The sequence below is a fragment of the Prochlorococcus marinus XMU1408 genome (assembly GCF_003208055.1).
Taxonomy (GTDB): domain Bacteria; phylum Cyanobacteriota; class Cyanobacteriia; order PCC-6307; family Cyanobiaceae; genus Prochlorococcus_B; species Prochlorococcus_B marinus_A.
Genome location: NZ_QJUE01000006.1, coordinates 97,610 through 122,686 on the forward strand (window position 1 = coordinate 97,610; position 25,077 = coordinate 122,686).

23 protein-coding genes are annotated in these 25,077 nt (G+C 33.4%); 12 read left to right on the forward strand and 11 right to left on the reverse strand.

Features of this window, described 5'->3' with window-relative positions; all coding sequences use genetic code 11:
* The first annotated feature begins 16 nt into the window (after positions 1 to 16).
* Positions 17 to 541: a tRNA (adenosine(37)-N6)-threonylcarbamoyltransferase complex ATPase subunit type 1 TsaE gene (gene tsaE / locus DNJ73_RS09015; protein WP_158467377.1), complete on the forward strand. Its 525-nt coding sequence runs from the start codon at positions 17 to 19 to the stop codon at positions 539 to 541.
* On the opposite strand, the gene DNJ73_RS09020 is transcribed toward tsaE, so the two are convergent.
* Together DNJ73_RS09020 and DNJ73_RS09025 are read right to left on the reverse strand one after the other, a co-directional pair.
* Entirely contained in the window at positions 487 to 1,503 is a 1,017-nt protein-coding gene (locus DNJ73_RS09020; RefSeq protein ID WP_158467378.1) for a carbohydrate kinase family protein, read from the reverse strand. The two genes, tsaE and DNJ73_RS09020, sit on opposite strands and share 55 nt — an antisense overlap.
* A 42-nt stretch (positions 1,504 to 1,545) precedes the next feature.
* Positions 1,546 to 2,694 (reverse strand): A/G-specific adenine glycosylase, encoded by a 1,149-nt coding sequence (locus DNJ73_RS09025; RefSeq protein WP_158467379.1) that lies wholly within the window; start codon positions 2,692 to 2,694, stop codon positions 1,546 to 1,548.
* 171 nt (positions 2,695 to 2,865) lie between these two features.
* Between DNJ73_RS09025 and DNJ73_RS09030 the strand changes: the two genes are divergently transcribed.
* Positions 2,866 to 3,765: an alpha/beta fold hydrolase gene (locus DNJ73_RS09030; protein WP_158467380.1), complete on the forward strand. Its 900-nt coding sequence runs from the start codon at positions 2,866 to 2,868 to the stop codon at positions 3,763 to 3,765.
* Here DNJ73_RS09030 and DNJ73_RS09035 read toward each other — a convergent pair.
* Together DNJ73_RS09035 and mgtE are read right to left on the reverse strand one after the other, a co-directional pair.
* On the reverse strand, positions 3,750 to 4,757 hold the full coding sequence (locus tag DNJ73_RS09035; RefSeq protein WP_158467381.1) for an RpoD/SigA family RNA polymerase sigma factor: 1,008 nt from the start codon (positions 4,755 to 4,757) through the stop codon (positions 3,750 to 3,752). The two genes, DNJ73_RS09030 and DNJ73_RS09035, sit on opposite strands and share 16 nt — an antisense overlap.
* Positions 4,758 to 4,857: 100 nt before the next feature.
* A complete protein-coding gene (mgtE, locus tag DNJ73_RS09040; protein ID WP_158467382.1) occupies positions 4,858 to 6,267 on the reverse strand; it encodes a magnesium transporter in 1,410 nt (469 codons plus the stop codon).
* Positions 6,268 to 6,331: 64 nt separating this feature from the next.
* Between mgtE and DNJ73_RS09045 the strand changes: the two genes are divergently transcribed.
* Positions 6,332 to 6,808 (forward strand): glutathione peroxidase, encoded by a 477-nt coding sequence (locus DNJ73_RS09045; RefSeq protein ID WP_158467383.1) that lies wholly within the window; start codon positions 6,332 to 6,334, stop codon positions 6,806 to 6,808.
* Here the strand turns inward: DNJ73_RS09045 and DNJ73_RS09050 are convergent.
* Genes DNJ73_RS09050 through gyrB form a run of 4 tightly spaced genes read right to left on the reverse strand, consistent with a single transcriptional unit; the run spans position 6,805 to position 9,834 of the window.
* A complete protein-coding gene (locus tag DNJ73_RS09050; protein ID WP_158467384.1) occupies positions 6,805 to 7,149 on the reverse strand; it encodes a fluoride efflux transporter FluC in 345 nt (114 codons plus the stop codon). The genes DNJ73_RS09045 and DNJ73_RS09050 overlap by 4 nt on opposite strands.
* Positions 7,150 to 7,506: a fluoride efflux transporter FluC gene (locus tag DNJ73_RS09055; protein ID WP_261792598.1), complete on the reverse strand. Its 357-nt coding sequence runs from the start codon at positions 7,504 to 7,506 to the stop codon at positions 7,150 to 7,152. It abuts the gene before it with no gap.
* A gap of 31 nt (positions 7,507 to 7,537) precedes the next feature.
* Positions 7,538 to 7,867 (reverse strand): SH3 domain-containing protein, encoded by a 330-nt coding sequence (locus tag DNJ73_RS09060; RefSeq protein ID WP_158467386.1) that lies wholly within the window; start codon positions 7,865 to 7,867, stop codon positions 7,538 to 7,540.
* Entirely contained in the window at positions 7,867 to 9,834 is a 1,968-nt protein-coding gene (gene gyrB / locus DNJ73_RS09065; protein WP_158467387.1) for a DNA topoisomerase (ATP-hydrolyzing) subunit B, read from the reverse strand. Before gyrB ends, DNJ73_RS09060 begins: the two co-directional genes overlap by 1 nt.
* Before the next feature lie 172 nt (positions 9,835 to 10,006).
* Here gyrB and miaA point away from each other — a divergent pair, with 172 nt between their 5' ends.
* The 4 genes from miaA (at position 10,007) to cysE (ending at position 13,425) form a co-directional block, all read left to right on the forward strand.
* Positions 10,007 to 10,906 carry a tRNA (adenosine(37)-N6)-dimethylallyltransferase MiaA gene (gene miaA / locus DNJ73_RS09070; protein WP_158467388.1) on the forward strand — a complete coding sequence of 300 codons (900 nt, stop codon included), beginning with the start codon at positions 10,007 to 10,009 and terminating at the stop codon, positions 10,904 to 10,906.
* Between the two features lie 59 nt (positions 10,907 to 10,965).
* The gene (infC, locus tag DNJ73_RS09075; protein WP_158467389.1) at positions 10,966 to 11,574 is read left to right on the forward strand and encodes a translation initiation factor IF-3; all 609 of its coding nucleotides are present in this window, start codon (positions 10,966 to 10,968) and stop codon (positions 11,572 to 11,574) included.
* Between the two features lie 90 nt (positions 11,575 to 11,664).
* On the forward strand, positions 11,665 to 12,654 hold the full coding sequence (locus DNJ73_RS09080; RefSeq protein WP_158467390.1) for a GntR family transcriptional regulator: 990 nt from the start codon (positions 11,665 to 11,667) through the stop codon (positions 12,652 to 12,654).
* Between the two features lie 18 nt (positions 12,655 to 12,672).
* Positions 12,673 to 13,425, forward strand: coding sequence for a serine O-acetyltransferase (gene cysE, locus DNJ73_RS09085; RefSeq protein ID WP_158467391.1), 753 nt, complete (start codon positions 12,673 to 12,675; stop codon positions 13,423 to 13,425).
* Between the two features lie 21 nt (positions 13,426 to 13,446).
* On the opposite strand, the gene DNJ73_RS09090 is transcribed toward cysE, so the two are convergent.
* Genes DNJ73_RS09090 through secA form a run of 3 tightly spaced genes read right to left on the reverse strand, consistent with a single transcriptional unit; the run spans position 13,447 to position 18,445 of the window.
* Complete coding sequence (locus DNJ73_RS09090) at positions 13,447 to 14,226, reverse strand: ABC transporter permease (RefSeq protein ID WP_257473445.1); 780 nt, start codon at positions 14,224 to 14,226, stop codon at positions 13,447 to 13,449.
* Entirely contained in the window at positions 14,213 to 15,589 is a 1,377-nt protein-coding gene (locus DNJ73_RS09095) for an ATP-binding cassette domain-containing protein (protein ID WP_158467393.1), read from the reverse strand. The genes DNJ73_RS09090 and DNJ73_RS09095 overlap by 14 nt, the downstream gene beginning before the upstream one ends.
* Positions 15,590 to 15,610: 21 nt before the next feature.
* On the reverse strand, positions 15,611 to 18,445 hold the full coding sequence (gene secA, locus DNJ73_RS09100; RefSeq protein WP_158467394.1) for a preprotein translocase subunit SecA: 2,835 nt from the start codon (positions 18,443 to 18,445) through the stop codon (positions 15,611 to 15,613).
* 238 nt (positions 18,446 to 18,683) lie between these two features.
* On the opposite strand from secA, the gene gmd reads away from it, so the two are divergent.
* From gmd to DNJ73_RS09125, 5 genes are all read left to right on the forward strand, one after another.
* Positions 18,684 to 19,736, forward strand: a complete 1,053-nt coding sequence (gmd, locus tag DNJ73_RS09105) for a GDP-mannose 4,6-dehydratase (RefSeq protein WP_158467395.1) — start codon at positions 18,684 to 18,686, stop codon at positions 19,734 to 19,736.
* A 332-nt stretch (positions 19,737 to 20,068) separates the two neighbouring features.
* Positions 20,069 to 20,254: a DUF6447 family protein gene (locus tag DNJ73_RS09110; protein WP_158467396.1), complete on the forward strand. Its 186-nt coding sequence runs from the start codon at positions 20,069 to 20,071 to the stop codon at positions 20,252 to 20,254.
* Between the two features lie 13 nt (positions 20,255 to 20,267).
* On the forward strand, positions 20,268 to 20,996 hold the full coding sequence (locus DNJ73_RS09115; protein ID WP_158467397.1) for a peptidylprolyl isomerase: 729 nt from the start codon (positions 20,268 to 20,270) through the stop codon (positions 20,994 to 20,996).
* 14 nt (positions 20,997 to 21,010) lie between these two features.
* Positions 21,011 to 23,953, forward strand: a complete 2,943-nt coding sequence (locus tag DNJ73_RS09120; protein WP_158467398.1) for an ABC transporter transmembrane domain-containing protein — start codon at positions 21,011 to 21,013, stop codon at positions 23,951 to 23,953.
* Between the two features lie 4 nt (positions 23,954 to 23,957).
* Positions 23,958 to 25,076 carry an HlyD family secretion protein gene (locus DNJ73_RS09125; RefSeq protein WP_158467399.1) on the forward strand — a complete coding sequence of 373 codons (1,119 nt, stop codon included), beginning with the start codon at positions 23,958 to 23,960 and terminating at the stop codon, positions 25,074 to 25,076.
* Position 25,077 lies beyond the last annotated feature (1 nt).

Here is a 25,077-nt window from a genome sequence, read left to right on the forward strand (position 1 = left end):
AACTTTATGGGAGATTGTGAAAAAAGATTCTGAAGAAAAATTCGAGGTTTTTAATTCGTTTAAACAGCAAACAAATAATTTCTGCTGGACTTTAGAGAAACCTGAATCAACAATGTCATTAGGTTCAAGATTAACAAAAAAATTTCCAAAAATAAGAATTCTCCTTTTAAATGGTCCACTTGGAGCTGGAAAGACCACATTAGTTAAAGGAATTGCAAAAAGTTTAAAAATTAAAGAACCAATAACTTCTCCCACTTTTCCTTTATCCCAACATTATCCATTGGGGTCCCCTCCATTAATTCATCTAGATCTTTATCGAATTGATGAACCAAGTACAGCAAATGAATTTTTTCTACAAGAAGAAGAAGAAGCCAAAGCCATGGGTGCATTAATGGTAGTTGAATGGCCAGAAAGATTATCTTTACCAATGAATGATGCCTGGAGAGGGAAATTAGAATATTGTTCTGAAAATAAATCCCGGTTTTTTCAGCTCATCCCTCCATTGGAAAAGGATAGTAATTTATCAATATCTTCTATGTAAGGTTGTGGATCTATTGCTCCTGCTCCTTTGCATACATGTGCACCACATGCAATAGCAAATTGAATTATTTCTTCAGCCATTTGTTTACTTATTTTGTCCAACTCAACAGATAAGAGTTTATAAATTAATCCTGCCATAAATGCATCTCCAGCTCCAGTAGTATCCACTACATTGGAGAGAGCCATCGGTAATGATTTACCAATATGATTGTTGATTAACCAAGAAATAGGATTTGATCCATCAGTAATAATTACAGATGGTCTATTAGTCAAAGATAGTGAGACTTCAATTGGATTAGAAGTATTAAAAAAATATTCTGCCTCCTCTTTCGCAAGTTTTATTAATGAAACGTTTTTTAAAATAGAAATTATTTCATTTTTTTCTTTAATAGAAGGTTCCAATACATTAGAAACTTTGTTTCGCCAAAAAGTTGGGCGCCAATTTAAATCCAGAGCAATCTTTATTCCTGAATACAAAGCATTTTCAATACACCATAAAAGAGCTTTAGATGAGATTTCTGAGGCGAGTGGAATAGTTCCAATAACTAACCACTTGGTATTTTCTGCAACTGCAGGCCAGTCATTGATAATCTGATCACGTGATATCGCTTGATCGGCAAATCCCATTCCTCTGTCTCCATCAAATCCCTCAAAAAATCTTTCTCCAAAATTATCTCTTCGAACCAATACAACCCTTGTAGGGCGTAAATTATCTTGCTGTAGTCCAGCTGTATTTATTCCTCTACGAATTAATAAACTCTTAAAGTTTTCACCAAAAATATCATTTCCAAGAGATCCAACAAAAGAAACATTTGCTCCCAAACGACTTAATCCACAAGCGACATTAGCCGGAGCACCACCAAAACAATCAATTACTGGCATATCGACAGAAGGATCTCCTCCAGGAGGACCAAGTCGATCTATCAAAGCTTCTCCTATTGCTATTACATTGGCAGATTTCATTTTTGCTTATTTATATATAAATTTATTATCAGTGATTTAAAGTTATTTATTTCCTATACCAAGATGTTTGTGTAACTCAGAAATAATTTTAGTATTTGCAGCAGGAAAAGGAAAATTCCAAAGTTTTTCTGGAGAAACCCAAAGCAAGTTTTGACTAGCTAAAGGTTTAGGCAAACCTGATTTCCATTCACATAAGTGAACAGTAAAATAAAGTTTCATATGGGAATATGCGTGCTCAAAAGATAAAAGCTTTGCTCCAACTTTTACAAAAATTCCAAGTTCCTCTTGTATTTCTCTCTCAATAGTCTGCTCTATAGATTCGTCAGGAGTTTTTTTCCCTCCTGGAAACTCCCACATTCCTCCCATACTAGAATTTTCTAGACGCTGATCAATAAGTAATTCTCCATCTTCGTTAAAAACAAGACCAATCCCTATTTCTTGCAAAGGATTTATTTTTTTCATCTCTCTTTTTGGAAAGTCTTTTGGATCGTACTTTATATAAGCAATACAAAACTTTTTGAGAGGGCAAAAAGAACAATTTGGTTTTTGAGGCGTACATACAATTGATCCAAAATCCATCAAAGCTTGATTGAAATCCCTAGGACGATCAACTGAAAGCAACACAGCGCTAAGTTCCCATAATTTTTTCTCATATTTTCTGGATGTTTGTTCACTTGCTAACAACCTAGAAAAAATTCTTTTTACATTTCCATCTAATATTGGAGCAGGTAAATCAAAAGCAGATGAAATAATACTGCCTGCAGTACTTCTACCAATCCCTGGAAGAGCCATCCATTCATCTATTCCAATAGGCCAAGAGTATGGGTCATAAACTCTATTTTTCCCAATATATTCAAGTAAAATTTTTGAAGATTGATGTATTCGTTTTGCACGAGAGTAATAGCCTAGACCCTGCCATATCAAAAGGACATTCTGTAAATCAGCCTCTGCAAGATGACTCAAATAAGGGAAAGTCTCCATCCATTTTTCCCAGTAAGGAATGACCACCTTCAACTGAGTTTGCTGAAGCATTACCTCTGCAATCCAAATTTCATACGGCGGTAGCCTTTCGCCCTGATTTGGAATGGAACCATCTTTCTTTAATTTCCAAGGTATCCAATGTCTTCCATTTTCACTAAACCATAAAAGAAGTATCTTTTGGATATCTTGAGAAAAATCAATTATATCCATCAAAATTAATCAATATTTTTAGAAAAAATTTATTAAATAATATCATGATTTTTATCTATACAAATTAAAACTTTTTAAAGAACTATTTAATATAATAATATAAATAAAAATAATTTACTTTACCAAAGATATGCCTTTAAATAAAAATAATTTATGTTCTTCTATAAAATTATGAAGCAATTCTGGAATTGGGAGAATTATCAAATTGCATGGCAAGTTGAGGAGGAAAAAAATAATACCGACATAGCAATCGTTTTAATTCATGGTTTTGGAGCATGCAAAGATCATTGGAGATTCAATCAAAAAAATTTGAGCTCCATAGCACCATGCTATGCATTAGATTTAATAGGATTTGGAGACAGCAGTCAACCAGATTCACAGCTATTGTATGAGAAAAAAACGTCTAAAAATTTTAATTACTGTTTCGATAATTGGAGTCAACAAGTTTTTGATTTCTGTAACGAAATAGTTAAAAGACCTGTCTTATTAATAGGAAATTCGATTGGCGGAGTTATTGCATTAAATACATCAAAAAAATTATCGAAAAAATGCTTAGGGATAATATTAATTGATTGCGCTCAGAGAACAATGGATGATAAAAGATTAGTCGAGCAATCCTTATTAATGCGCTTTCTAAGACCAGTCATAAAAACATTAGTAAGACAAAGATTTTTAAGCTCAAACCTTTTCAAAAATGCAGCTAATCCAAATTTTATTAGTAAAATTTTAGAAGTAGCTTATCCAAGTGGTGGAAATATTGATGAAGAATTGATAGATATACTTTTTAAACCAACTCAAAGGTTAGGAGCACCAGAAGCTTTTCGAGGGTTTATTAATTTATTTGATGATTATCTCGCCCCAGATTTACTGAAAGATTTAAGCAAACCCGTTCATTTAATATGGGGAGAAAAAGATCCATGGGAGCCTGTACTAGAGGCAAAAAAATGGTTTGATTCTTTTGAATGCGTAAAAAGTTTAAAAATAATTCCAAACGCTGGTCATTGTCCTCACGATGAAATGCCTGAAAAAGTTAATCCGATTATAAAAAAAATTATTCAAGATGCCATATAGGCCACGACTGATTCACCTGCTTTTCTAAGACCTCTCAATCCATCCCTTTCTAAATTTCTTACTCTATCTCTGCTAATACCAAGAACTCTACCAATACCTGTAAGGCTCATTGGATCATCACCATCCATGCCATAACGCATTCTCAAAACACGATTTTGCAGTTCAGGTAATTGCTCAAGCAAAGTCTCCAAATCGCCTTTCATACAATCACTCTCTATTTGCTCAGAGGGCATATCAATTTCATTAGAAAGTAAATCTAACAGAATAGTATCTTCACCATCACCAATTTTTGTTTCCAAGCTAACTGGCTGTCCAGCTCTACTCATTAAATCTTTAACATCTTCTTCAGGCATATCAACATAATCAGACAACTCTTTTATAGTTGGAGTTCTGGAAAGTTCTTGACTAAGTTCTCTCTGACCTTTTTTTAATTTATTTAGCATTTCTGTGATGTGGATAGGAAGTCTTATGGATCTACTTTTTTCGGCAATAGCGCGAGTAATTCCCTGGCGAATCCACCAGTATGCATAAGTTGAGAATTTATATCCGCGAGTTGGATCAAATTTTTCAACTCCTCGAACTAAACCAATAGTTCCTTCTTGTATTAGATCTAATAATTCCATATTCCTTTTTGTATATTTCTTAGCAACACTTACAACCAATCGAAGGTTTGCAGCAACCATTCGTTCTTTTGCTCTCCTTCCGCTTTTCAACTTTTTTCTCAATTGATTTACTGATATTCCAGCTTTTTCAGCAAATAAATCAATATCCGGCTTTTCTCCAAGATCACTTTGAAGTTGAGATTCAATAGACTCTAGAATCATTAAATCTTGCACCTGTCTACCTAGAGTTATCTCTTGCTCATGAGACAACAAAGGTACTCTTCCAATATCTCTCAAATAGGAACGAACTAAGTCAATATCCGATAGTGACCTAGCAGTATTTACAGCAGATGAATTACTGATCTGAGGAACCTCTACTGCCGTTGTCATAAGTTTGTTGAGTTTTGTAAAGCTTACTACTAAGAATTGTAAAGATCAATTAAGTAGAGCTCGGCTTTCCTCACTTTGAGTAAAAACACTCATTCGGCTTCTACGCCAGACTTCCGAGGAGCCAAGAAGCTGTTTTCAAATAAATCAATACTCCTGCAACATCAGTAGCTGTAGTTATAAAAGGAGCTGACATTAACGCAGGGTCTAATCCCATGCGATCAAAAAGCAATGGTAATGAGGCTCCAGCAGTTGCAGCCAAGGTTGTAATAGACATCAAACTTATACCCACAGCTGTTGCAACCAAAGGTCCCTCACCTTGCCACCAAGCAAAAGGTACAACAAATACAGCCATCAAAATACCTAGCAAACATCCTGCTAATGCTTCACGCGCAATTGCTCTGAATAGGCCAAGTCGTTGTATTCGTTGAGTACTCAAACCTCGAATAACAACCGTTGAGCTTTGTGCCCCGACATTACCCCCTGCACCAATAAGTAATGGGATAAAAGCAGCCAACAAAACTACTTGTTTTAGAACCTCATCATTCCTTGCGATCACTTGAGTTGTTAATCCATTAGCCAAAACCAAAACAGCAAGCCATACAATGCGACGTCTAGCTACGACAAATAAATTACTTTGAAAATAATCATCCTCGTCTCCTGCTTGAACTGCACCAGCTGCATAAATATCCCTTGTAGCCTCTTGCTCAATAACATCTATAACATCATCCACAGTAACAATACCCACTAGTCTTTTTTCAAGGTCGACTACTGGTAGAGCTAAAAAATCATATCTTTGAATTGCTCTTGCAACCTCTTCTTGATCAGTATCTGTTCGGACATTTACAACCTCTCTTGTCATAACCTCTCCAATTAGAGATTCAGGATCAGCCACCACTAAGTCCCTCAAAGACAAAATTCCGGTTAGATGCCTTTCTTTATCAGTTACATAAAGGCTATAAATAGTTTCGGAAAACTTGGCTCTTTGTCGGACTAATTTCAATGCTTGAGAGACGCTAAGAAATTCTTTAAGATCTATAAATTCCGTGGTCATCAATCTGCCAGCTGTTTCAGATTCATACCCCAACAGTTGAGCAGTTACGCGTCTTTCTTCAGGACTTAGTTCTGAAAGCAAACGCCTAACTACTTTTGCAGGCAACTCATCAAAAAGACGGACACGATCATCAGGAGACATCTCCTCCACCAAGTCGAGTACTTCATTTGATCTAAGGCGATCTAAAAGATTTTGTTGAACTAATGGATCTAAATATTCATAAACCTCAATCGCTTCATTTTTATTTAGCAGCCTAAACGCTAAAGCTTGCAAAATCATAGGCAAAGTACCAATAGCTTGAGCTATATCGACTGGCTGAACAGGGGTGAGCAGTGATTTAACACCGTCATAATTCCCTGCAGAAAGCATTGCTTCTAATTGCTGAGCAACTGCCTCAGCAACTAAACTGCCATTTGCTAAAGATTGAGTATCACTAGATGCCCCTAATTTTTCTTCCATTTTCGGAGCAGCAAGCCTTTATTATTTTATGACTAACATCCATTTTTGTTACCCCCCCATATCCATGTCCGTAAATATCAGCAAAGTTGAAGTCTTCACTTTCGAAAATCAAAAAATAACTCTTGATCATTTCAAAGGAAAGGTCTTATTGATTGTCAATGTAGCCAGCAAGTGCGGATTTACTAAGCAATACAAAGCTCTTCAAAATCTTCAAGACACTTATGAATCACAAGGCTTCCGTGTTTTAGGCTTTCCTTGCAATGACTTTGGGAACCAAGAACCAGGCGAATTAGAAGAAATAAAAGAATTCTGTTCAGTATCTTTTGGAGCAAGTTTTCAACTTTTCCAAAAAATTCATGCAAAAGGTAATACAACAGAACCATTTTCAACACTGAATAAAGTCAGTCCTGCTGGTGACGTTGAGTGGAACTTTGAGAAATTTCTAATTGATAGAAAAGGAGACGCTGTAGCAAGATTTAAAAGTTCAATAGAGCCAGAAAGTATTGAAATTAAACAAGAAATAGAAAGGTTACTCAACTAATTTATTATTTTCTTGGCAAGAAAATGTCCTATTGCAACACTAAATAGTCCAAATATCACAATTAATATTGAATTAAAAAAAAATAGTTTATAAAAACCTTGATTTATTAATTGAACTAATTTTAAAGACCATCCACTAAAAGTAGTTAAAGATCCACAAAATCCAAATCCAAAAATTAATTTATATCTCTTTGCAATAGGTAATGAATTAATAAACCCTAATAGGAAACATCCAATTATATTTACTATAAGAATATTATCTATTTGCCATCGTATTATTGCAGAAGGCACAGCACCAATCGAAATCAAAAAGAAACTATTTTTTTTTAAAAGTTCAATCATTTATTGTTTCCCTAATAATAATCCAAATACCAAACCAGCCATTCCCATGGTCAGGGAAATAATAAATATATTGAATGATCTATTAAATTTGGATTGTGTAAAAAGCTCAAAGAGATCATAAATGAACGTAGAAAAAGTGCTTAAGCTTCCAATAAAACCGATTGAAAAAAATAAGCCAAATTGATAATAATCCGTTGCAAAGCTAATATCTGGTAAAATCGAGAAAAACAACCCAAGCAAAAACGAAGAAAAAATATTAATTAATAAAATTATTAAATCTTTTTTTAATTGTATTTTTTCAAGTTTTCTATAAATTAAAAACCTCAAATTAGCTCCTAAAATAGCACCAATTGACACTAATATTATGTCTAGTAAATTTTCAATTAATCTAAATATTAACCCATCCTCTCTTATAAAATAATTGACAAAAATTTTGAGTTATTACACTAACTAATAACCATTTACCATTTTCTTTGCCATCCCAAACTTTCAGAATATTTACAGGGGTTCCAGGTTTGACACTTGTTAAAATAGATGAATTATAAGAGGCTGAAGAAAGTAAGTTAAATTCTCTTAAAGAAATTAATGGCGATCCCAAGTTGTTTTCACTTTGCTGAATGATTGATTTTTGAGCACCTCCAGCAGGCAATGTAGTTGGAACTACCAAAGAAATCCCTAAAAGCCAGGTCCAAACAATAAAAGTACTAATTAAATTCATTAAATATCTAAAGTTGCAAGATCAAGATCAACACTATGAGTTTCAATAAACTCTCTTCTAGGAGCAACTTTATCACCCATTAAAATTGTAAATATTCGATCAGCTTCAAGAGCATCCTCTATTTCAACTCTTTTCATCATTCGAGTATTAGGATCCATAGTAGTTTCCCATAATTGTTTTGGCATCATTTCTCCTAACCCTTTAAATCTTTGAATTGTATAGTTAGCTTTTTCTCCAAAACTTGCAAGAGTTTTTTGTAAATCTGATTCGTTATAGCAATATTTATGATTCTTTCCTCTTTCAACTTTATAGAGAGGAGGACAAGCAATATAAATATACCCACCTTCTACAAGAGCCTTTTGATATCTATAAAAGAAAGTCAAAAGTAAAGTTCTAATATGAGCACCATCAACGTCAGCATCAGTCATTATCACTACTCTGTGATATCTAAGATTCTTAACTTCAAAATCTTCTCCTTTGATACCTAAACCAAGTGCTGTTATTAAAGATTGAATCTCAGTATTTTTATAAATCTTCGCATCATCAGTTTTTTCAATATTTAAAATTTTTCCTCTTAAAGGTAAAATTGCTTGGAACTTTCTATCTCTTCCTTGCTTCGCTGAGCCACCAGCAGAATCTCCCTCAACTATATAAATTTCTGATTCTGAAGGATCTCTTGAACTGCAATCAGCCAATTTACCTGGCAATGTAGAACTTTCTAAAACACTTTTTCTGCGAACAAGCTCTCTGGCTCTTCTTGCAGCCTCAGCAGCGTTAAAAGCTTGAATAGCTTTCTCTAAAATTAAGTCAATCACACCTGGGTTGAATTCTAAATATTGACTTAGAGACTCTCCTACCAAACTATCAACAATTCCCCTTACTTCAGTATTGCCTAATTTAGTTTTTGTTTGCCCTTCAAATTCAGGATCAGGAACTTTCACAGATAAAACTGCTGTTAAGCCTTCTCGAATATTTTCACCGGCCAAGTTTGAATCCCCCTCTTTTCTTTTACCTCTTTTCTTTGCAAATGAGTTTAATGTTCTAGTCAATACTGTTTTTAATCCCTCAATATGAGTCCCACCATCTATGGTGCGAATATTATTAGCAAATCCAAGAATGCTATCTGAATAAGCATCAACGCACCATTGCATTGCAGCTTCTACTTGTACTCCATCTTTTTCTGAATTAACGTAAATGATCTCTGGATGTAATGAGTCTTTTTCTTTAGTCATATAATCTACGTATTCTTTGATGCCCCCTTCATAAAAATAAACCTCTTCATATGGACTTTGTTGAGAATCTTTTGACTTATTTCTTTCATCACGAAAAACAATACGAACTCCTCCATTTAAATAAGCAAGTTCTCTAAGTCTTGACGATAATATTCCGTATTCAAAAGTTATACCATCAGTAAAAATTTGATTATCAGGTTTAAAACAAACGGTAGTACCTGTTAAATTTTGGTCAGCTTTAGAAAGATCCTCAGATTTTAAGTTTCCAATAGATGCTCCTCGTTCGAATCTCTGGAAATGAACTTTTTTTTGTCGACGAACCGTAACTTCTACCCACTCACTCAAAGCATTAACTACTGAAATTCCTACTCCATGCAATCCTCCTGAAACCTTATAACCACCACTTCCGAATTTTCCACCAGCATGCAAAACAGTTAAAACTGTCTCTAGCGCACTTTTACCAGTGCGAGGATGAATATCTGTTGGAATTCCTCGACCATTATCCGTAATAGATGCCGAGCCATCTTCGCAAAGTAAGATGGTAATTTGATCGCAGTGGCCAGCAAGAGCCTCATCTACAGCATTATCAACAACTTCATATACAAGATGATGCAGCCCTTTAGACCCTGTTGAGCCTATATACATCCCAGGGCGCTTCCTAACAGGTTCCAAGCCTTCCAGGACTTGGATCTGCTCAGCACCATATGCCGCTTGAACTTTTGAATCTTTACTCATTCGGATTAATGCAAACAGGCAAGGTTGTATTTGATGCGAGTATTAGTCGAAACCGTTCCTGAAATTTCAATTTAACATTGGTATAAAAGAAAGTCTTAGGAAAATTTCAAAACCAAATCAAAAAAATTAATTGTCATGCAATTACTGCTAATAAACCTTCTGAAAGCGAATTATGCAACCCAATAAGCCTCTTGTAATAGCTCTTATGGGTCCAACTGCAAGTGGAAAAACGGAACTTGGAATTGAGATCGCTGACAAAATCAATACTGAAATTCACAATGTTGATTCTCGACAGGTATATATCGATATGAATATTGGTACTGCAAAACCAACTCTAGAACAACAAAAACAAGTTCATCATTTTTTGATTGATTTGTGCTTACCTTCAAAACCAATCAATATCCATGATTTTCAACTGATCGCAAGTACTTCAATTAAGAAAGAATTAAAAAAACGAAAAATAATATTACTTGTTGGGGGAAGTGGACTGTACCTTCAAGCTTTGGTTAGAGGACTTACGCCCCCACCCGTATCACCTCAAAAATTCTTAAGAGATCAACTTATCAAAATGGAAAAGAACGAAAGACATAATTTATTAAAAACTTGCGATCCTAATGCTGCAAAAAAAATACATCCAGCAGACTCGACTAGAACAATACGTGCTTTAGAGGTTTTTTATGCAACAGGAAAGATGTTTTCTCAACAAAAAAACTTTACGGCTCCTCCTTGGAGCGTTTTGGAACTTGGATTGAACCCAGGCAATTTAATCTCAAGAATCAAGCATAGAACTGAGAAAATGTATAAAAATGGGTTAATTGAAGAAACAGAAAATTTGATTAATAAATATGGAAATGATTTACAGTTACTTAAAACTATTGGATATGGTGAAGCAACGTCTATTATTAATGGAAAGATTAATTCTGAGGAGGCTTTAGAAATAACTATCAAAAGAACATGCCAATTTGCCAAAAGACAAAAGACTTGGTTTAGAAATAAGCATAATTCTAAATGGTTAAATTATGAGAACGCACTATCGGAAGCTTTATCTTGCATATATGAGGTTCTAGGTTGATTACTTCAGATATGCTTAGAATTAACCCAAAAGTTACTTTCCACATAAATTATCACTGAATGCCACCACGTCCCCGTTTTGATCGTCGCGCTCCAGAAAGAGAGCTGCCCAACATTAATGAAAGAATCAACTATGCCAGCTTGAGAGTTGTTGATTCAGATGGCACTCAGCTTGGTGTCATAAGTAGAGAAGAAGCTCTTGAAGTTGCCAAAGACAGGGAGCTAGATCTTGTTTTAGTAAGCGAAAAGGCCACTCCGCCAGTATGTCGAATAATGAATTATGGAAAATTTAAATTTGAACAAGAAAAAAAAGCTAAGGAAGCCAAGAAAAAATCTCATCAAACTGAGGTTAAAGAAGTAAAAATGAGATATAAAATTGATCAACACGATTATCAAGTAAGGATTAGCCAAGCGACTCGCTTCCTAAAAGCTGGAGATAAAGTGAAGTGCACCGTTATTTTTAGAGGTCGTGAAATTCAACATACTGCTCTTGCTGAAACTCTTTTGAAAAGAATGGCAAAAGATCTAGAAGAAAAATCAGAAGTTCAGCAATCCCCAAAAAGAGAGGGAAGAAATATGATTATGTTTTTAACTCCTCGTAAAACTCCTTTAATAAAAAAAGAAGCAGATTCAACTGAACCTAAAAAAGCGTTGAGAACAATCGATTAAATTAAACAAAGTTGACAATGGACAAAGATTTAATTGTCACTAGCCATTCTATTTATTAATGTAGCCTCATAAAGCCTGGCCTAATAGAGCGTGCGATTCCATATTCAACAAGATAGTGAAATACCTGCATCTAGTCAGCTATACAACCAGATTTGTTTTGCTATTGCGGCTAGGCACTATCCTCCTGGTCATAGGTTGCCTAGTACCAGACAATTAGCTATGCAAACTGGATTACATCGAAACACAATAAGTAAAGTTTATAGGCAACTTGAAACTGATGGGGTAGTAGAAGCTATTGCGGGATCAGGAATTTATGTTCGAGATCAACAAAAGCAAAAAGATTTAAGAAGTGGATCTCCCTCTTTGCGAAAAAAAATCATTAAAGATGTAGACCTTGAAGTTCGCAAAAGTATTGATGAACTTTTAAATTCAGGATGCACATTACAGCAAACTAGAGAATTATTCACACGTGAAATTGACTGGAGACTAAGGTGTGGTGCTCGTTTATTAGTTAGTACTCCAAGAGAAGATATTGGAGCATCATTATTGATAGCTGAAGAGTTGGCGCCTCATCTAGACGTTCCTGTTGAAGTTGTGCCTATGGAAGAACTAGAAAGTGTTTTAGAAAATTCAAGTCAAGGCACTGTTGTTACGAGTAGATATTTCTTACAACCTCTAGAAGAATTAGCCAGGCGTCATGAAGTCAGGGCAGTAGCGGTAGATTTAAGTGATTTCCAAAAAGAGTTAACTATTTTAAAAAAGCTTCGTTCAGGAAGTTGTGTAGGAATTGTCAGTATAAGCCCAGGGATACTAAGGGCAGCAGAGGTAATATTACATAGTATGCGAGGTAATGAAATTCTTTTGATGACCGCAAATCCTGATGTGGGAAGCAGATTAATTACATTGCTAAGAACAGCAAGTCATGTCATTTGTGATAATCCTAGTCTGCCTGTGATTGAGCATACTTTGAGGCAAAATAGATCTCAATTAATGAGAATGCCCCAAATTCATTGCGCACAAAAGTATCTAAGTGACTCTACAATTGAAGAGTTGAGTAAAGAGATTGGCCTTCAAGAATAAATATTGCATTAGGAATCAATGTTTCGATCACTAAGATCTGATTTCTCAATAATCAAAGAAAGAGATCCAGCTGCTAGGAACGTTTGGGAAATTATTTTTTGTTATCCAGGCTTTCAAGCTTTGGCTATTCATAGACTTAGCCACAAACTTTGGAAATATAAGCTTCCACTTTTGCCAAGGTTACTGAGTCACATAACAAGATTTTTAACAGGTGTAGAGATTCATCCTGGTGCAAAGATTGGTAGAGGTGTTTTTATCGATCATGGGATGGGAGTAGTGATAGGAGAAACAAGTGAAATAGGAGATAGATGCTTGCTTTACCAAGGTGTAACTTTAGGAGGCACTGGAAAAGAAAGTGGAAAAAGACACCCTACCCTTGAATCAAATGTCGTTGTAGGTGCTGGAGCGAAAGTACTGGGGGGTATTCGTGTAGGAACTAACACAAGAATTGGAGCAGGATCAGTTGTTGTTAAACATGTAGAAGCAAACAGTACAGTTGTTGGGATCCCAGGAAGAGTAGTTCACCAAAGTGGAGAAAAAATCAATCCCCTAGCACATTCTGCTTTGCCAGATACAGAAGCCAATGTTCTTCGTAATCTTATGGAAAGAATTGATCAATTAGAAAGTGATATTTTAGGCTTGCAAGATCTAGTCATTAAGATACAGACGAAACGAAAAAAAGAAGATATTATATTTGGTGAATCACAGAGTCTAAGAGATAAAGAAATTATTGAATTTATAGGAGATGAAATAAACGAAACAAATAGTTAAGTTATAACTTTTAAAGACTATTTACAGCAAAAAAGGTAGTCTTTTACTCTCCAAATCAAGCAATCTAAAAGTAATAAAAAGACCGACAAAATTAAAACTTAAAATTAAAATTGAATTCTGGTAGTTAATTGAACCATTAATAATACTTAGCCTTAAAGGATCTAAAATCTGATAAATAAAATTTAAATTTGTAATCCAAGATAAAGAACCTAAACTTTCTTTTGTATACAAAATTGGAGAAGTCAGAAAAACCAACTGAAGAACAATAGGAACTAATTGAGCGATATCAGTAAAACGAACACTAATAAGGCAAACAATTACAGGGAACCAGTATATGAAAATTAAAAAATTAAAAAATGGTATCCATGAATAAATTAATAGATTACTTATTAATGATAATTTGAAGAAAAGAAATACCAAAAAAACTAATATAAATGACTGAATGAAAGTTTGTACTTGAAAAGACCATTCCTCTAAAGTATAAAAAATAGGCTTAAGATTCATATTCTTTATATTTGATGAATTATGTACAAATAAATTAGGTGAATTAGAAATTGATGAACTAATTGTATTCCATATAACTAAGCCAAATCCTAGGTATATAAAGTAAGAACTAAAATTATCTACTGAAAAAACAGTACCATAAACAACTCCTAAAGTTCCTATGGATAATAAATTAGATAAACCTAACCAAAAGCTACCAAGGGTAGTTCTAGCAAACCTTGCTCTAGACCTAGAGGTGGCTGTATACCACCAAGCCTTTCTAGTCTTAAAGGCAAATTTAAAATTATCCAATAACATTTTTACGATAATAATCATGTGTATGATAATAATTCAAAGCAGCATCTAAAGGACCATCATATGCAATTGAACCATGACTAAAAACAATACCTCTATTACAAAACTGTTTTAAAAGTTCTTCAGAATGACTTGCTAAAAACAATGTTGCTGCTGATTCCATAAATTGTTTCATTCTTTCTTCAGCGCGATCACAAAAATCGGCATCACCAGTACCAAAACCTTCATCTATTGCTAAACAATCATGCGGACTGGAAGTCAGAATTGAAAAAATTAATCTTGCAGACATACCCTCACTATAGGTTTTAATTGGTAAAGAGATATATGATCCGAGTCCTGAAAATTCTATTATTTCATTTAAGAAAGTTTCAAAACCTTTTAAGGTATGGTTTTTCAATAAATAGTGTGCTTTACAAGCATCGATTCCTGAAAGTTCTGAACTAGTTAGAAAAGTCTTTTGCAGCATCGGATAAACATCTACTAGAATTTTTATTTTTCCACTAGTAGGTAAATATATGCCAGAAATAAGTCTTAGAAAACTACTTTTACCAGAGCCATTATGACCAATCAATGCAACTCTCTCTCCTTTCATAATCTTTAAGTTAATATTATTTAAAGCAATAATATTAGTCCTATTCTTTGATTGATCTAAGGCCCCACCTGTAATATTAATAACCTTCTTTGCAACTCTCTTTGTTAAAGATCTATTCTCTAAATAATAAATAGGAATAGAAAGAGAAACACCTTTAATTTCAATTGCCGACTTAGTAAGTATATTTAACGAATCATCAGATAAAGAACTTATAAAGTCTTTTACATTTTCGTAAGAAACCTTTTCATGCGTAATATTAGCAAGAAAATTAGATACTCTAATAAATGATTTTCCCGAGAGCCAAGGAGTAATTGAATCAGGTTTATACAAATTAATCAAAGTAATACTTTTACTTATTTGTTTAGTGAATATTTCTGAAGCAGAAGTTTTATTTTGGATAATATTAATATCTTTTTCCTCTTGATTGATATCAATTGAATAAGGTTTATTTTTAACGTATAATAAGTTATAGACAATATCAGAAATTTGATAGTCTTTATTATTAACCATATCAATCCAATAATTCAAACCATCAAAATCAGCTTTCCTATTAAATAAATTTAAATATATTTTATTGATCTTAAATTCAAGAGATTTTTCATGAGCAACATACTTTGTATATTCATCTTGCCTAGATAATTCATTAGATATCTCTCTTAATGTAATTGATTCATTAGATCGTGAGAGCCAATAATTGATTCCAGATGGATCTCCAGGTCTTCCAAAATATGCTATGTATAATTTTTGCAAATCATTGGTATCAACATTGATCATAAAAAAAATTAATTATTTAATTTATACTTCTACTTTTTTTTGAGCTGGCTGAAACATAAACATCGAATAAATTACATTCCTTCTCATATTTATCATCATATCTAAGAACATATCATATCCTTCATTTTTATATTCTATCAATGGATCTTTTTGACCATATCCTCTTAAGCCAACTGATTCTCTCAATGAATCCATTGACTGTAAATGATCTCTCCAAAGAGTATCTAATTGTTGAAGTATAAAGAATCTTTCAGCTTGCCTCATTATTCCTGGATGAGTTTGCTCTACTTGAGCTTCTTTAATATCATAGGCATTTCTTAACTGTTCTTTTAAAAAATCTTTTAATTCATTTTTATTTAATCCAAGTAATTCTTCAGATTTGAGATCACTTAATAAATAAATAAATTCTTTCACTTTAGAGACTAAATTGACCAAGTCCCATTCCTCAGGTGGTAAATCTTCATTAACATATGCTTCAACTATTTCTTCCATAGTTCTCTGACCGTATCCGATGACTTGAAGTTTCAACTCTTTACCATCTAATACTCTTCTTCTTTCTGAATAAACCGCTTTTCTTTGATTATTCATTACTTCATCATATTCAAATATTTGTTTTCTAATATCATAATAATAAGTCTCTACTTTTTTTTGGGCTCCCTCTAAAGAGCGAGTAAGCATTCCAGACTCAATAGGCATATCTTCTTCAACCCTAAAAGCATTCATTAAACCTGCCACTCTATCTCCTCCAAAAATACGTAGAAGGTTATCTTCCAACGACAAGAAAAAACGTGTGCTTCCTAAATCACCTTGCCTCCCAGATCTACCTCTCAATTGATTATCAACTCTTCTAGATTCATGACGTTCAGTTCCAATTACATGTAACCCGCCTGCTTGACGAACATTTGTTTCTTCTTGATTTAAAACTACTTCATATTCTTTTTTTATTAATTGTATTGCGTTTCTTAATTCCTCGATATTTTTATCCTGTGTTGGTGTTTTCTCGGCAGCAGTAGCAATATAATCATCTAGCTCAATTGAACTAAGAGCTCTGTCACCCCATTCTTTGACTAATTTTGAGGCTAATGAAACTAGCTTTTGTTCAGTTTCTTCACTCAGCAATACAGGAAAAATATTTTTCAGCGATACAGATTGGATTTTTTTTGACCTTTTAGATTGTTGTTTCTCACTTTCACTAAAACCGACTGACTCAGAGTTTCGTTGAAGAGGAATTGGAGGCTTATGACCTTCCTCAGGTTTTATTAAACGAGAACTAAGAATTTCTTTGATTTTCAATCTTGACATATAGTCGCTATTGCCTCCAAGAATTATATCCGTCCCCCTTCCAGCCATATTAGTAGCAATAGTCACAGCTCCTGAACGACCGGCTTGAGCAACTATTTCAGCTTCTCTTTCAACATTTTCAGGTTTTGCATTTAATAGATTATGAGGTATTTGTTGCTCCGACAAAAGAGTGCTTAACAGCTCACTCTTTTCAACACTTGTCGTACCTACTAGAACCGGCCTTCCTTGATTATGAATATCAGCTGTTTCTTTTGCTACTGCTCTCCATTTACCCGATTCAGTTTTAAAAACTTGATCAACCCAATCTTCTCTTGAAATTCTGCGGTTGGTTGGCACAACAGTAGTTTCCAATTTATATGTTTTTTCAAATTCAACTTCTTCAGTCTTTGCAGTTCCTGTCATACCTGACAGTCTGGGATATAGGAGAAAGAAATTTTGGTAAGTAATTGAAGCCAAAGTTTGAGTCTCTGGCTGAATAGGAAGATTTTCTTTAGCTTCAATGGCTTGATGCTGCCCATCACTCCATCGTCTTCCAGGCATGACTCTACCTGTAAATTCATCTACGATTACCGCTTCTTTATCACGAACGATGTAATTAACATCTTTAACAAAAAGTTCTTTGGCCTTAAGAGCATTAGTTACATAATGAGCCCAAGGATCTTTTGGATCAAATAAATCTTTAACCTTTAAAAGCTCCTCAGTTTTAGCAAATCCTTCGTCCGTAAGGATACAACTCCTTTGTTTCTCATCTACTTCATAATCCCCCTCTGGATCAATTCCATCTTTACTGGTATCAATCGCCCTTTTTAAATTCTCTACAACTGCAGCAGCTTTTTGGTATTTTTCTTGCGGACGCTCAACTTGTCCAGAGATAATTAAAGGTGTTCTAGCCTCGTCTATCAAAATCGAATCAACTTCATCAATTACACAAAATTGAAAATCTCTTTGAACAATTTCAGATTTATCAGCTGCCATATTATCTCGCAAATAATCAAATCCCAACTCAGAGTTCGTTGCATATGTAATGTCACAGGAATAGTTCTTTTTTCTTTCTGGAGGGGCCATAGATTGTTGAACTAATCCAACGCTAAGTCCAAGAAAGCGATGGATTTGCCCCATCCATTCAGCATCTCTTCTTGCTAAGTAATCGTTGACCGTGACCACGTGAACTCCTCTTCCTGTCAAAGCATTCAAATAACTGGGCAAAGTAGCAACCAATGTTTTACCCTCCCCTGTTTTCATCTCAGCAATTTGCCCTTCATGAAGAACCATTCCTCCAATCAATTGAACATCAAAATGCCTCATACCTAAAACTCTTTTCGAAGCTTCTCGAACTACAGCAAAAGCTTCGGGAAGCAAATTATCAAGCAAAGCAAGCTGTTCATCAAAAGAAGAAGTCTTTTCAAGCTTTATTCGAAAATTAGATGTTCGAGTTCTTAAATCTTCATCACTAATATTCAATAAATCCTCTTCCAAAATATTGATGTCTGTGACTAGTGGAGAATATCGCTTAAGTTTTCTCCCATTTGGATCTCCTAATAACTTTGCAAACATTTATGTTTATATCAGTTCAATTATTATATTATATTGTTTATGAGAGTTGCAATGCTTAAAGATTAAATATTTTAAATATACAAATTATTATTAATTAATTGTTTATAAACTTTAAATAAAAAAGAATATAGCACAAAGATTTAATCGCTATATAATAAAATTTTTCAGGATTTCTAATCTTTTTTATAGTTAAGAATGCTCAGTACAGTAGGATTCTAAAAAGCGTCAAGAAACAAGGGTGAGTCAAAACAAAACCGCTCTGATCACAGGCATAACAGGGCAAGATGGAAGCTACCTTGCAAAACTTCTACTTGAAAAAGGCTATGAAGTTCATGGAATGATAAGACGATCTAGCCAAAAGAATACACAACTGATAGACAATCTCTCTCATTATGATCACAATCAAAAGCTTCAATTACACTATGGCGATTTAACACATAGCACTAATATCCTTCGCATTATTCATGATGCCCAGCCTGATGAAATCTATAATTTAGGTGCCCAAAGTCATGTTCACGTCAGCTTCGATACCCCTGAATATACTGCCCAAACAGATGCACTTGGACCTTTACGGATACTTGAAGCTGTCAGAATACTTGGACTAACAAAAAAAACTAAGGTTTACCAGGCTAGTACATCTGAGCTGTACGGTCTAGTTAAAGAAACACCTCAAAACGAAAAAACACCGTTTCATCCAAGAAGTCCTTATGGAGTAGCAAAATTATATGCTTACTGGATAGTTGTTAACTATAGAGAGGCATATGGAATGTTTGCTTGTAATGGCATACTTTTTAATCACGAATCACCAAGAAGAGGAGAGACTTTTGTTACGAGAAAAATCACTAAAAGTTTATCCAGAATAGAGTTGGGTCTTCAAGAATATTTAGATATTGGAAATCTTGAATCTTTACGTGATTGGGGGCATGCGAAAGACTATGTTGAAATGCAGTGGTTAATGCTCCAACAAAAAGAACCAAGAGATTATGTAATTGCGACTGGACAACAAATCTCTGTAAGAAAATTCATTGAACTTTCTGCACAAGAGCTCCAATGGGGAGATATCATTTGGGAAGGAAAAGGATCAGATGAAATTGGAAAAAGATCAGATAATAATAAAATCGTGATCAGAGTAAATAAAAAGTATTATCGTCCTTCTGAAGTTCAAACATTAGTTGGAGATGCTAGTAAAGCTAGGCAAGAGCTTGGTTGGCTCCCTAAAATCTCTTTAAAAGAAATGATCTCAGAAATGATAAAAAATGATTTAAATGAAGCAAAAAAAGAATTAAACTAAAAAATTAGATTTTGTTTTTCATATGAATACCTAATAAACAAACATATATGTAGATTTCATGAAAATTAGATATTCTAATATTAATTTATCAACTTAAGGTATTAATAAAATTCATAATAATAAAAAGTGAAGTCTCAATACAATTCTAAGAATCTCGAAGAATTATAAAACTATTTACAAATTCAACTAACGTTTCAAGAAGTTAGGTTTATATGAAATTAATTCCACTAATCAATCTTTAAGAAATTCAAATCGAAACATATTTCGTCGGGTAACCGAACTAGACATAGTCTTCATTCAAAGAGTATAAATAATTAGTTTTTAATAAAAAAATGGCTAAAATTACTATTGATGGAAAAGATTATGATACTGATTCATTTTCTGATGATGCAAAGAAAAATTTTGCAAGTCTTCAATTTGTTCAGACCGAAATCAATAGACTTCAATCACTTTTGGCAGTAGCAAAAACAGCTCAAGTTGCATACTCCACAGCACTTAAAAATGCTGTTGAATCTTAAAAGTTTTTAACTAATGTTAGAGACTTTAGATTGTCTATCCAATAAATCTATTTTATTACTTGAAAAAAATAGACTTTTATTCCCTTTGATAAAAACTGAGCTAATAAAAAGCGAGCTAGATAATTTAACTATAGAGAAAGAGATAGAAAAAAAAAATATTGAGAAAATTAAAGAAAAATATGGATTAACTGATGATGAAAAGTTTGAAGAATGGCTAAAGTCTCAAAATTTGCAAAAAATTGAATTTGAGCATGCAGCTCTTCAAAATTTAAAGCTCCAAGAATTTTACCAACAGAATTTTTCAAACAAGTTAGATGCCAGATTTCTTAAAAGGAAATCTCAATTAGATATCATCATTTACAGTATTATTAGAGTTAAAGATCCTTATAAAGCTCAAGAACTATATCAAAGGATTATCGAAAAAGAAGCTTGCTTCGAAGACCTTGCGGCCAAGTATTCAGAGGGGATAGAAAAGAGAACTAGAGGTATTGTTGGCCCAATTGAGGCAGCAAAAACACATCCTGGTGTTCTACAGATTTTAAGAACAAGTGAGCCAGGCTTCATTAATCAACCACTGCAAGTACAAGGTTTCTATGTAGTGACCAGACTAGAATCTTATGATGCAGCTGAATTAGATGAATTTATGCGAAAAAAAATGGGAGAAGAACTATTTAACGACTATATAGAAACTAAGTCTGAAGAGCTCAGACAAAATATCCTCAATAAAAACCCTGAAAAATAATATAACTAATACACATGAATATTAATTTTAGAGAAATAGAAGCTTTTAAAAATATCGATGCAGCTAACATTGAAAAGTTAAAAGCAGATGCTCAATTAATAAAATTCTCTCTTGGGCAGCCACTCTGCAAAAAAGAAATAATACCAAATAAAGTTTTTATTATTCTTCAAGGACAAGCAAGATTTCTTCATGATAATGGTATGAGTTCTGAGACCATTGTCAAACTTAAACCAATTACTTTTGTTGGTCTTTCATCAATTTTAAGAGCTCATGGTTGCGAAGAAATCATGGCAGTTAATGAATTAATTGCCATAGGTTTATCTGATACAATTATTTTAGATTTATATGAAAATGATTTAAATTTTAGAGACTGGTGTCAAAGCAAAATTCAATTTCCTGAGATATATTCAATTGCGAATCATTTAAACGAAAATCTCCCGAAAAAAATATTTAATTTAAAAGAATTAATCAATATCTTAATAAAAAATATTAGATTAAAATCAATTGTAGACGAAGAAATATTAGAACCAAAAGAAGATTACGTTAGCATTGCTGGAAGCGATAATATAGATGGATACAGACTTTATGATTTAATTAATGTTAGAAAAAAAATTAGTATTAGGGGCAAACTGGATGGGAGAGTTTTTGAAATTCCTAAAGAGATTTATGAAAAAATATCTCAATTATCTAGTTCAATAGATTCAAACAATGATACATTAAATAATGGGGATTTCTCAGTTTCAGATTCCGAATATACTAACCCTGATATTTATGAAACTGTTGAAGATATGGGTCAATATAAGAATAATAAGAATTTCAAAATTATACGTGCTAAAGGTGAATTAAGAGAAACAATTGCATGCTTACAAATGTTGGCGTCAGAATTAAATCTACCCTATAGAGTAGATGCAATTGATAAGATACTTCGCGACAATTTAACAAGTGGGAAGAAGCCAACTATACAACTTTTAGGAAGTATTACCTCTATGATGGGTCTCCGGAGTTTTGCAACAAAATTACCTGCAAAATTTGCAAATAGGCTTCCATCTCCATCATTAATTGTCTGGAAGGAAGCCTTTGCTGTTGTTAAAGAAAGCCGATCAGATTTTCTAGAAATAATTTCACCTAGTGAGGGTTCTATTAAAATTCAGCCTGAACACTTTAATGAATCTTTTCCTGAAGGATTTATTGAATTATTGTCTGTAGAAAAGCACGAGCAAACACCTGAAGTAAAGTTTGGAATTCAATGGCTACTACCATCAATTAATAAATATAAAGGTGTTCTATCTCAAGTTTTGCTTGCCTCATTTGTTGTACAACTTTTTGGTTTAGCTAATCCATTAATGATTCAAATAATTATAGACAAAGTAATTAATCAAAGAAGCATGGATACTTTACAAATTCTAGGATTAGCATTAGTAGTTATAACTATACTTGGAGGAATCATAGGAAGTTTAAGAACATTTTTATTTACTGAAACTACCAATAGAATAGATACAAGGCTTGGAGCAGAGGTTATAGATCATTTACTTCGTTTACCTCTAAATTATTTTGATCGAAGACCTGTAGGAGAATTAGGAAGTAGGGTTGCAGAATTAGAAAAAATTAGAAATTTTTTAACTGGTCAAGCTTTAACAACAATTTTAGATGCAGCCTTTTCGCTCATATACATAATTGTAATGCTATTTTATAGCTGGTTACTTACACTACTTGCTTTAGGTGTAGTTCCTATTCAAATACTAATAACTTTAGTAGGGACTCCATTAATTCGAAGGCAAATAAGAGAGATTGCCCAAGAAAATGCAAAAACACAAAGTCATCTTGTTGAAATCTTAACAGGGATACAAACTGTTAAAGCTCAAAATGTAGAGAGAGTTAGTAGATGGAAATGGCAAGAGCTTTATAACACATATATTGCTAAATCTTTTCAGAAAACTATTACTGGAACAGCCCTTGGAGAGACTAGTCAAGTGCTTCAACAAATTTCGCAGCTTGTAGTGCTTTGGGCTGGAGCTTCTCTTGTTCTCAAAGGTGAGTTAACACTTGGGCAACTAATTGCATTTAGGATTATTTCTTCTTACGTGACTCAACCACTACTAAGACTTAGTACCATATGGCAAAATATACAAGAACTAAGAGTATCCTTTGAAAGATTAGGAGATATTATTGATACTCCTGAAGAGACCTCAGATAAAGATAAAGAAAAAATTCCTTTACCAAGTATTACTGGTAATGTTGAATTTAAAAATATCTTTTTTACTTTTAACGATGATAAAGATGTAATTCTAAAAAATATAAATTTAAAAATAAAATCTGGCCAGTTTGTCGGAGTTGTTGGGCAAAGTGGTAGTGGAAAAAGTACATTAATGAAATTACTACCGAGGCTTTATAAGCCTCAAGGTGGCAAAGTGCTGATTGATAATTACGATGTCAATAAAGTTGAACTTTATTCATTAAGAAGGCAGATAGGAATTGTCCCTCAAGAACCACTTCTATTTGCTGGAAGTATCAATAGTAATATTGCTCTTACTGATCCAGAGGCACCAAGCGAGGAAATTGTTAAAGCCGCAAGAATTGCCAATGCTCATGATTTTATTATGGATTTAAATGATGGCTATAGCACAAACATAGGAGAAAGAGGATCTGGACTATCGGGAGGACAGAAACAAAGAATAGCAATAGCAAGGACTCTCTTGAGCAATCCAAAGTTGTTAATAATGGATGAAGCTACAAGTGCACTTGATTATGAAACGGAAAGAAAAGTTTGCGAAGGACTTAGATCATCAAGTAAGGGTAGAACTGTATTTTTTATAACTCATAGATTAAGTACAGTAAAAAATTCAGATTTAATTTTAATGCTACATGAAGGCACTATTGTAGAAACTGGTACTCATGAAGAACTGATGAATCTCAAAGGAAGATATTTTGCTCTCTATTGCCAACAAGAGTCAAATTAAAATTATGGATAATAAATTATTAAAAAAAATCTCAAAAATCAACAAAAATTTTATTGTTAAAATAAATCCTAATCAGTTCATTACAAGTTTTAAGGGAAAGGTTAATTCAAAACACTTAATACAAAAATTCAATGGGAAATTTAACTCTAATTTATTCGATCCAATACTCTTATTTCAGTTACTCCAGGATAAAGTAAATAATTTTGGACGCATTTCAAATAATAACCATGTAATTCTATCTCAATCAAAATTCTGGGCCAGGACAATTACTTGGTTCATCATGGGAAGTGCAGGTTTTGCGGTAACTTGGCTTGCTGTTGCAGAGACTGATGAAGTGGTCATCGCTGCAGGAAAACTTCAACCTAAAGGTGGTGTAATTGACGTCCAAATGCCTATTGAAGGTGTAACGAGTAAAGTTTTAGTTAATGAAGGAGATTCTGTAAAAAAAGATCAAATATTAATTCTTTTAGATACTCAAATTACCGAATCCAGAAATAATTCTCTTCAAAAAAATCTTGAACTAAATAATATCATTGCAAAAAAATTAAGTTTGCTTGTTAAAGAAGGAGCAGTTTCAGAACTTCAATACTTACAACAACAAGAAAAGATAGAAGATATTAAACAACGTATTGCAACTAATAGAGTGCAAATGAGTTATCAAGAAATCATTTCTCCAATTGATGGAATAGTATTTGATTTAAAGCCTAAGGGTCCAGGATACGTTGCAAGCACCAGCGAACCTGTTTTAAAAATTGTGCCTAAAGATAATCTCCTAGCTAAAATTGATATTGATCCAAGAAAAATTGGCTTTGTAAAAGTAGGAAAAAATGCTGATATTAGTATTGACTCTTTTCCTGCATCGGATTTTGGCGTTATAGAGGGAACAGTGACGAGTATAGGATCAGATGCATTGCCTCCTAACCCAACAGAAAGAAAAGGATTTCGCTTTCCAGCAAAGATAACATTAAAGAATCAAGTTTTAAAACTTAAATCAGGAAAAACTCTTCCTCTTCAAGCAGGAATGAGTTTAACTGCAAATATCAAACTAAGAAAAGTCACTTATTTGCAATTACTACTAAAGAAATTTAGTGATAAAGCAGATTCATTAAAATCTCTTAATTAGT

What these genes read in the sequence shown, in the direction of transcription:
- DNJ73_RS09020 (WP_158467378.1), bottom strand. Translation starts at nt 1,503, where the DNA reads ATGAAATCTGCCAATGTAATAGCAATAGGAGAAGCTTTGATAGATCGA.
- DNJ73_RS09025 (WP_158467379.1), bottom strand. Translation starts at nt 2,694, where the DNA reads ATGGATATAATTGATTTTTCTCAAGATATCCAAAAGATACTTCTTTTA.
- DNJ73_RS09030 (WP_158467380.1), top strand. Translation starts at nt 2,866, where the DNA reads ATGAAGCAATTCTGGAATTGGGAGAATTATCAAATTGCATGGCAAGTT.
- DNJ73_RS09035 (WP_158467381.1), bottom strand. Translation starts at nt 4,757, where the DNA reads ATGACAACGGCAGTAGAGGTTCCTCAGATCAGTAATTCATCTGCTGTA.
- mgtE (WP_158467382.1), bottom strand. Translation starts at nt 6,267, where the DNA reads ATGGAAGAAAAATTAGGGGCATCTAGTGATACTCAATCTTTAGCAAAT.
- DNJ73_RS09045 (WP_158467383.1), top strand. Translation starts at nt 6,332, where the DNA reads ATGTCCGTAAATATCAGCAAAGTTGAAGTCTTCACTTTCGAAAATCAA.
- DNJ73_RS09050 (WP_158467384.1), bottom strand. Translation starts at nt 7,149, where the DNA reads ATGATTGAACTTTTAAAAAAAAATAGTTTCTTTTTGATTTCGATTGGT.
- DNJ73_RS09060 (WP_158467386.1), bottom strand. Translation starts at nt 7,867, where the DNA reads ATGAATTTAATTAGTACTTTTATTGTTTGGACCTGGCTTTTAGGGATT.
- gyrB (WP_158467387.1), bottom strand. Translation starts at nt 9,834, where the DNA reads ATGAGTAAAGATTCAAAAGTTCAAGCGGCATATGGTGCTGAGCAGATC.
- miaA (WP_158467388.1), top strand. Translation starts at nt 10,007, where the DNA reads ATGCAACCCAATAAGCCTCTTGTAATAGCTCTTATGGGTCCAACTGCA.
- infC (WP_158467389.1), top strand. Translation starts at nt 10,966, where the DNA reads ATGCCACCACGTCCCCGTTTTGATCGTCGCGCTCCAGAAAGAGAGCTG.
- cysE (WP_158467391.1), top strand. Translation starts at nt 12,673, where the DNA reads ATGTTTCGATCACTAAGATCTGATTTCTCAATAATCAAAGAAAGAGAT.
- DNJ73_RS09090 (WP_257473445.1), bottom strand. Translation starts at nt 14,226, where the DNA reads ATGTTATTGGATAATTTTAAATTTGCCTTTAAGACTAGAAAGGCTTGG.
- DNJ73_RS09095 (WP_158467393.1), bottom strand. Translation starts at nt 15,589, where the DNA reads ATGATCAATGTTGATACCAATGATTTGCAAAAATTATACATAGCATAT.
- secA (WP_158467394.1), bottom strand. Translation starts at nt 18,445, where the DNA reads ATGTTTGCAAAGTTATTAGGAGATCCAAATGGGAGAAAACTTAAGCGA.
- DNJ73_RS09110 (WP_158467396.1), top strand. Translation starts at nt 20,069, where the DNA reads ATGGCTAAAATTACTATTGATGGAAAAGATTATGATACTGATTCATTT.
- DNJ73_RS09115 (WP_158467397.1), top strand. Translation starts at nt 20,268, where the DNA reads ATGTTAGAGACTTTAGATTGTCTATCCAATAAATCTATTTTATTACTT.
- DNJ73_RS09120 (WP_158467398.1), top strand. Translation starts at nt 21,011, where the DNA reads ATGAATATTAATTTTAGAGAAATAGAAGCTTTTAAAAATATCGATGCA.
- DNJ73_RS09125 (WP_158467399.1), top strand. Translation starts at nt 23,958, where the DNA reads ATGGATAATAAATTATTAAAAAAAATCTCAAAAATCAACAAAAATTTT.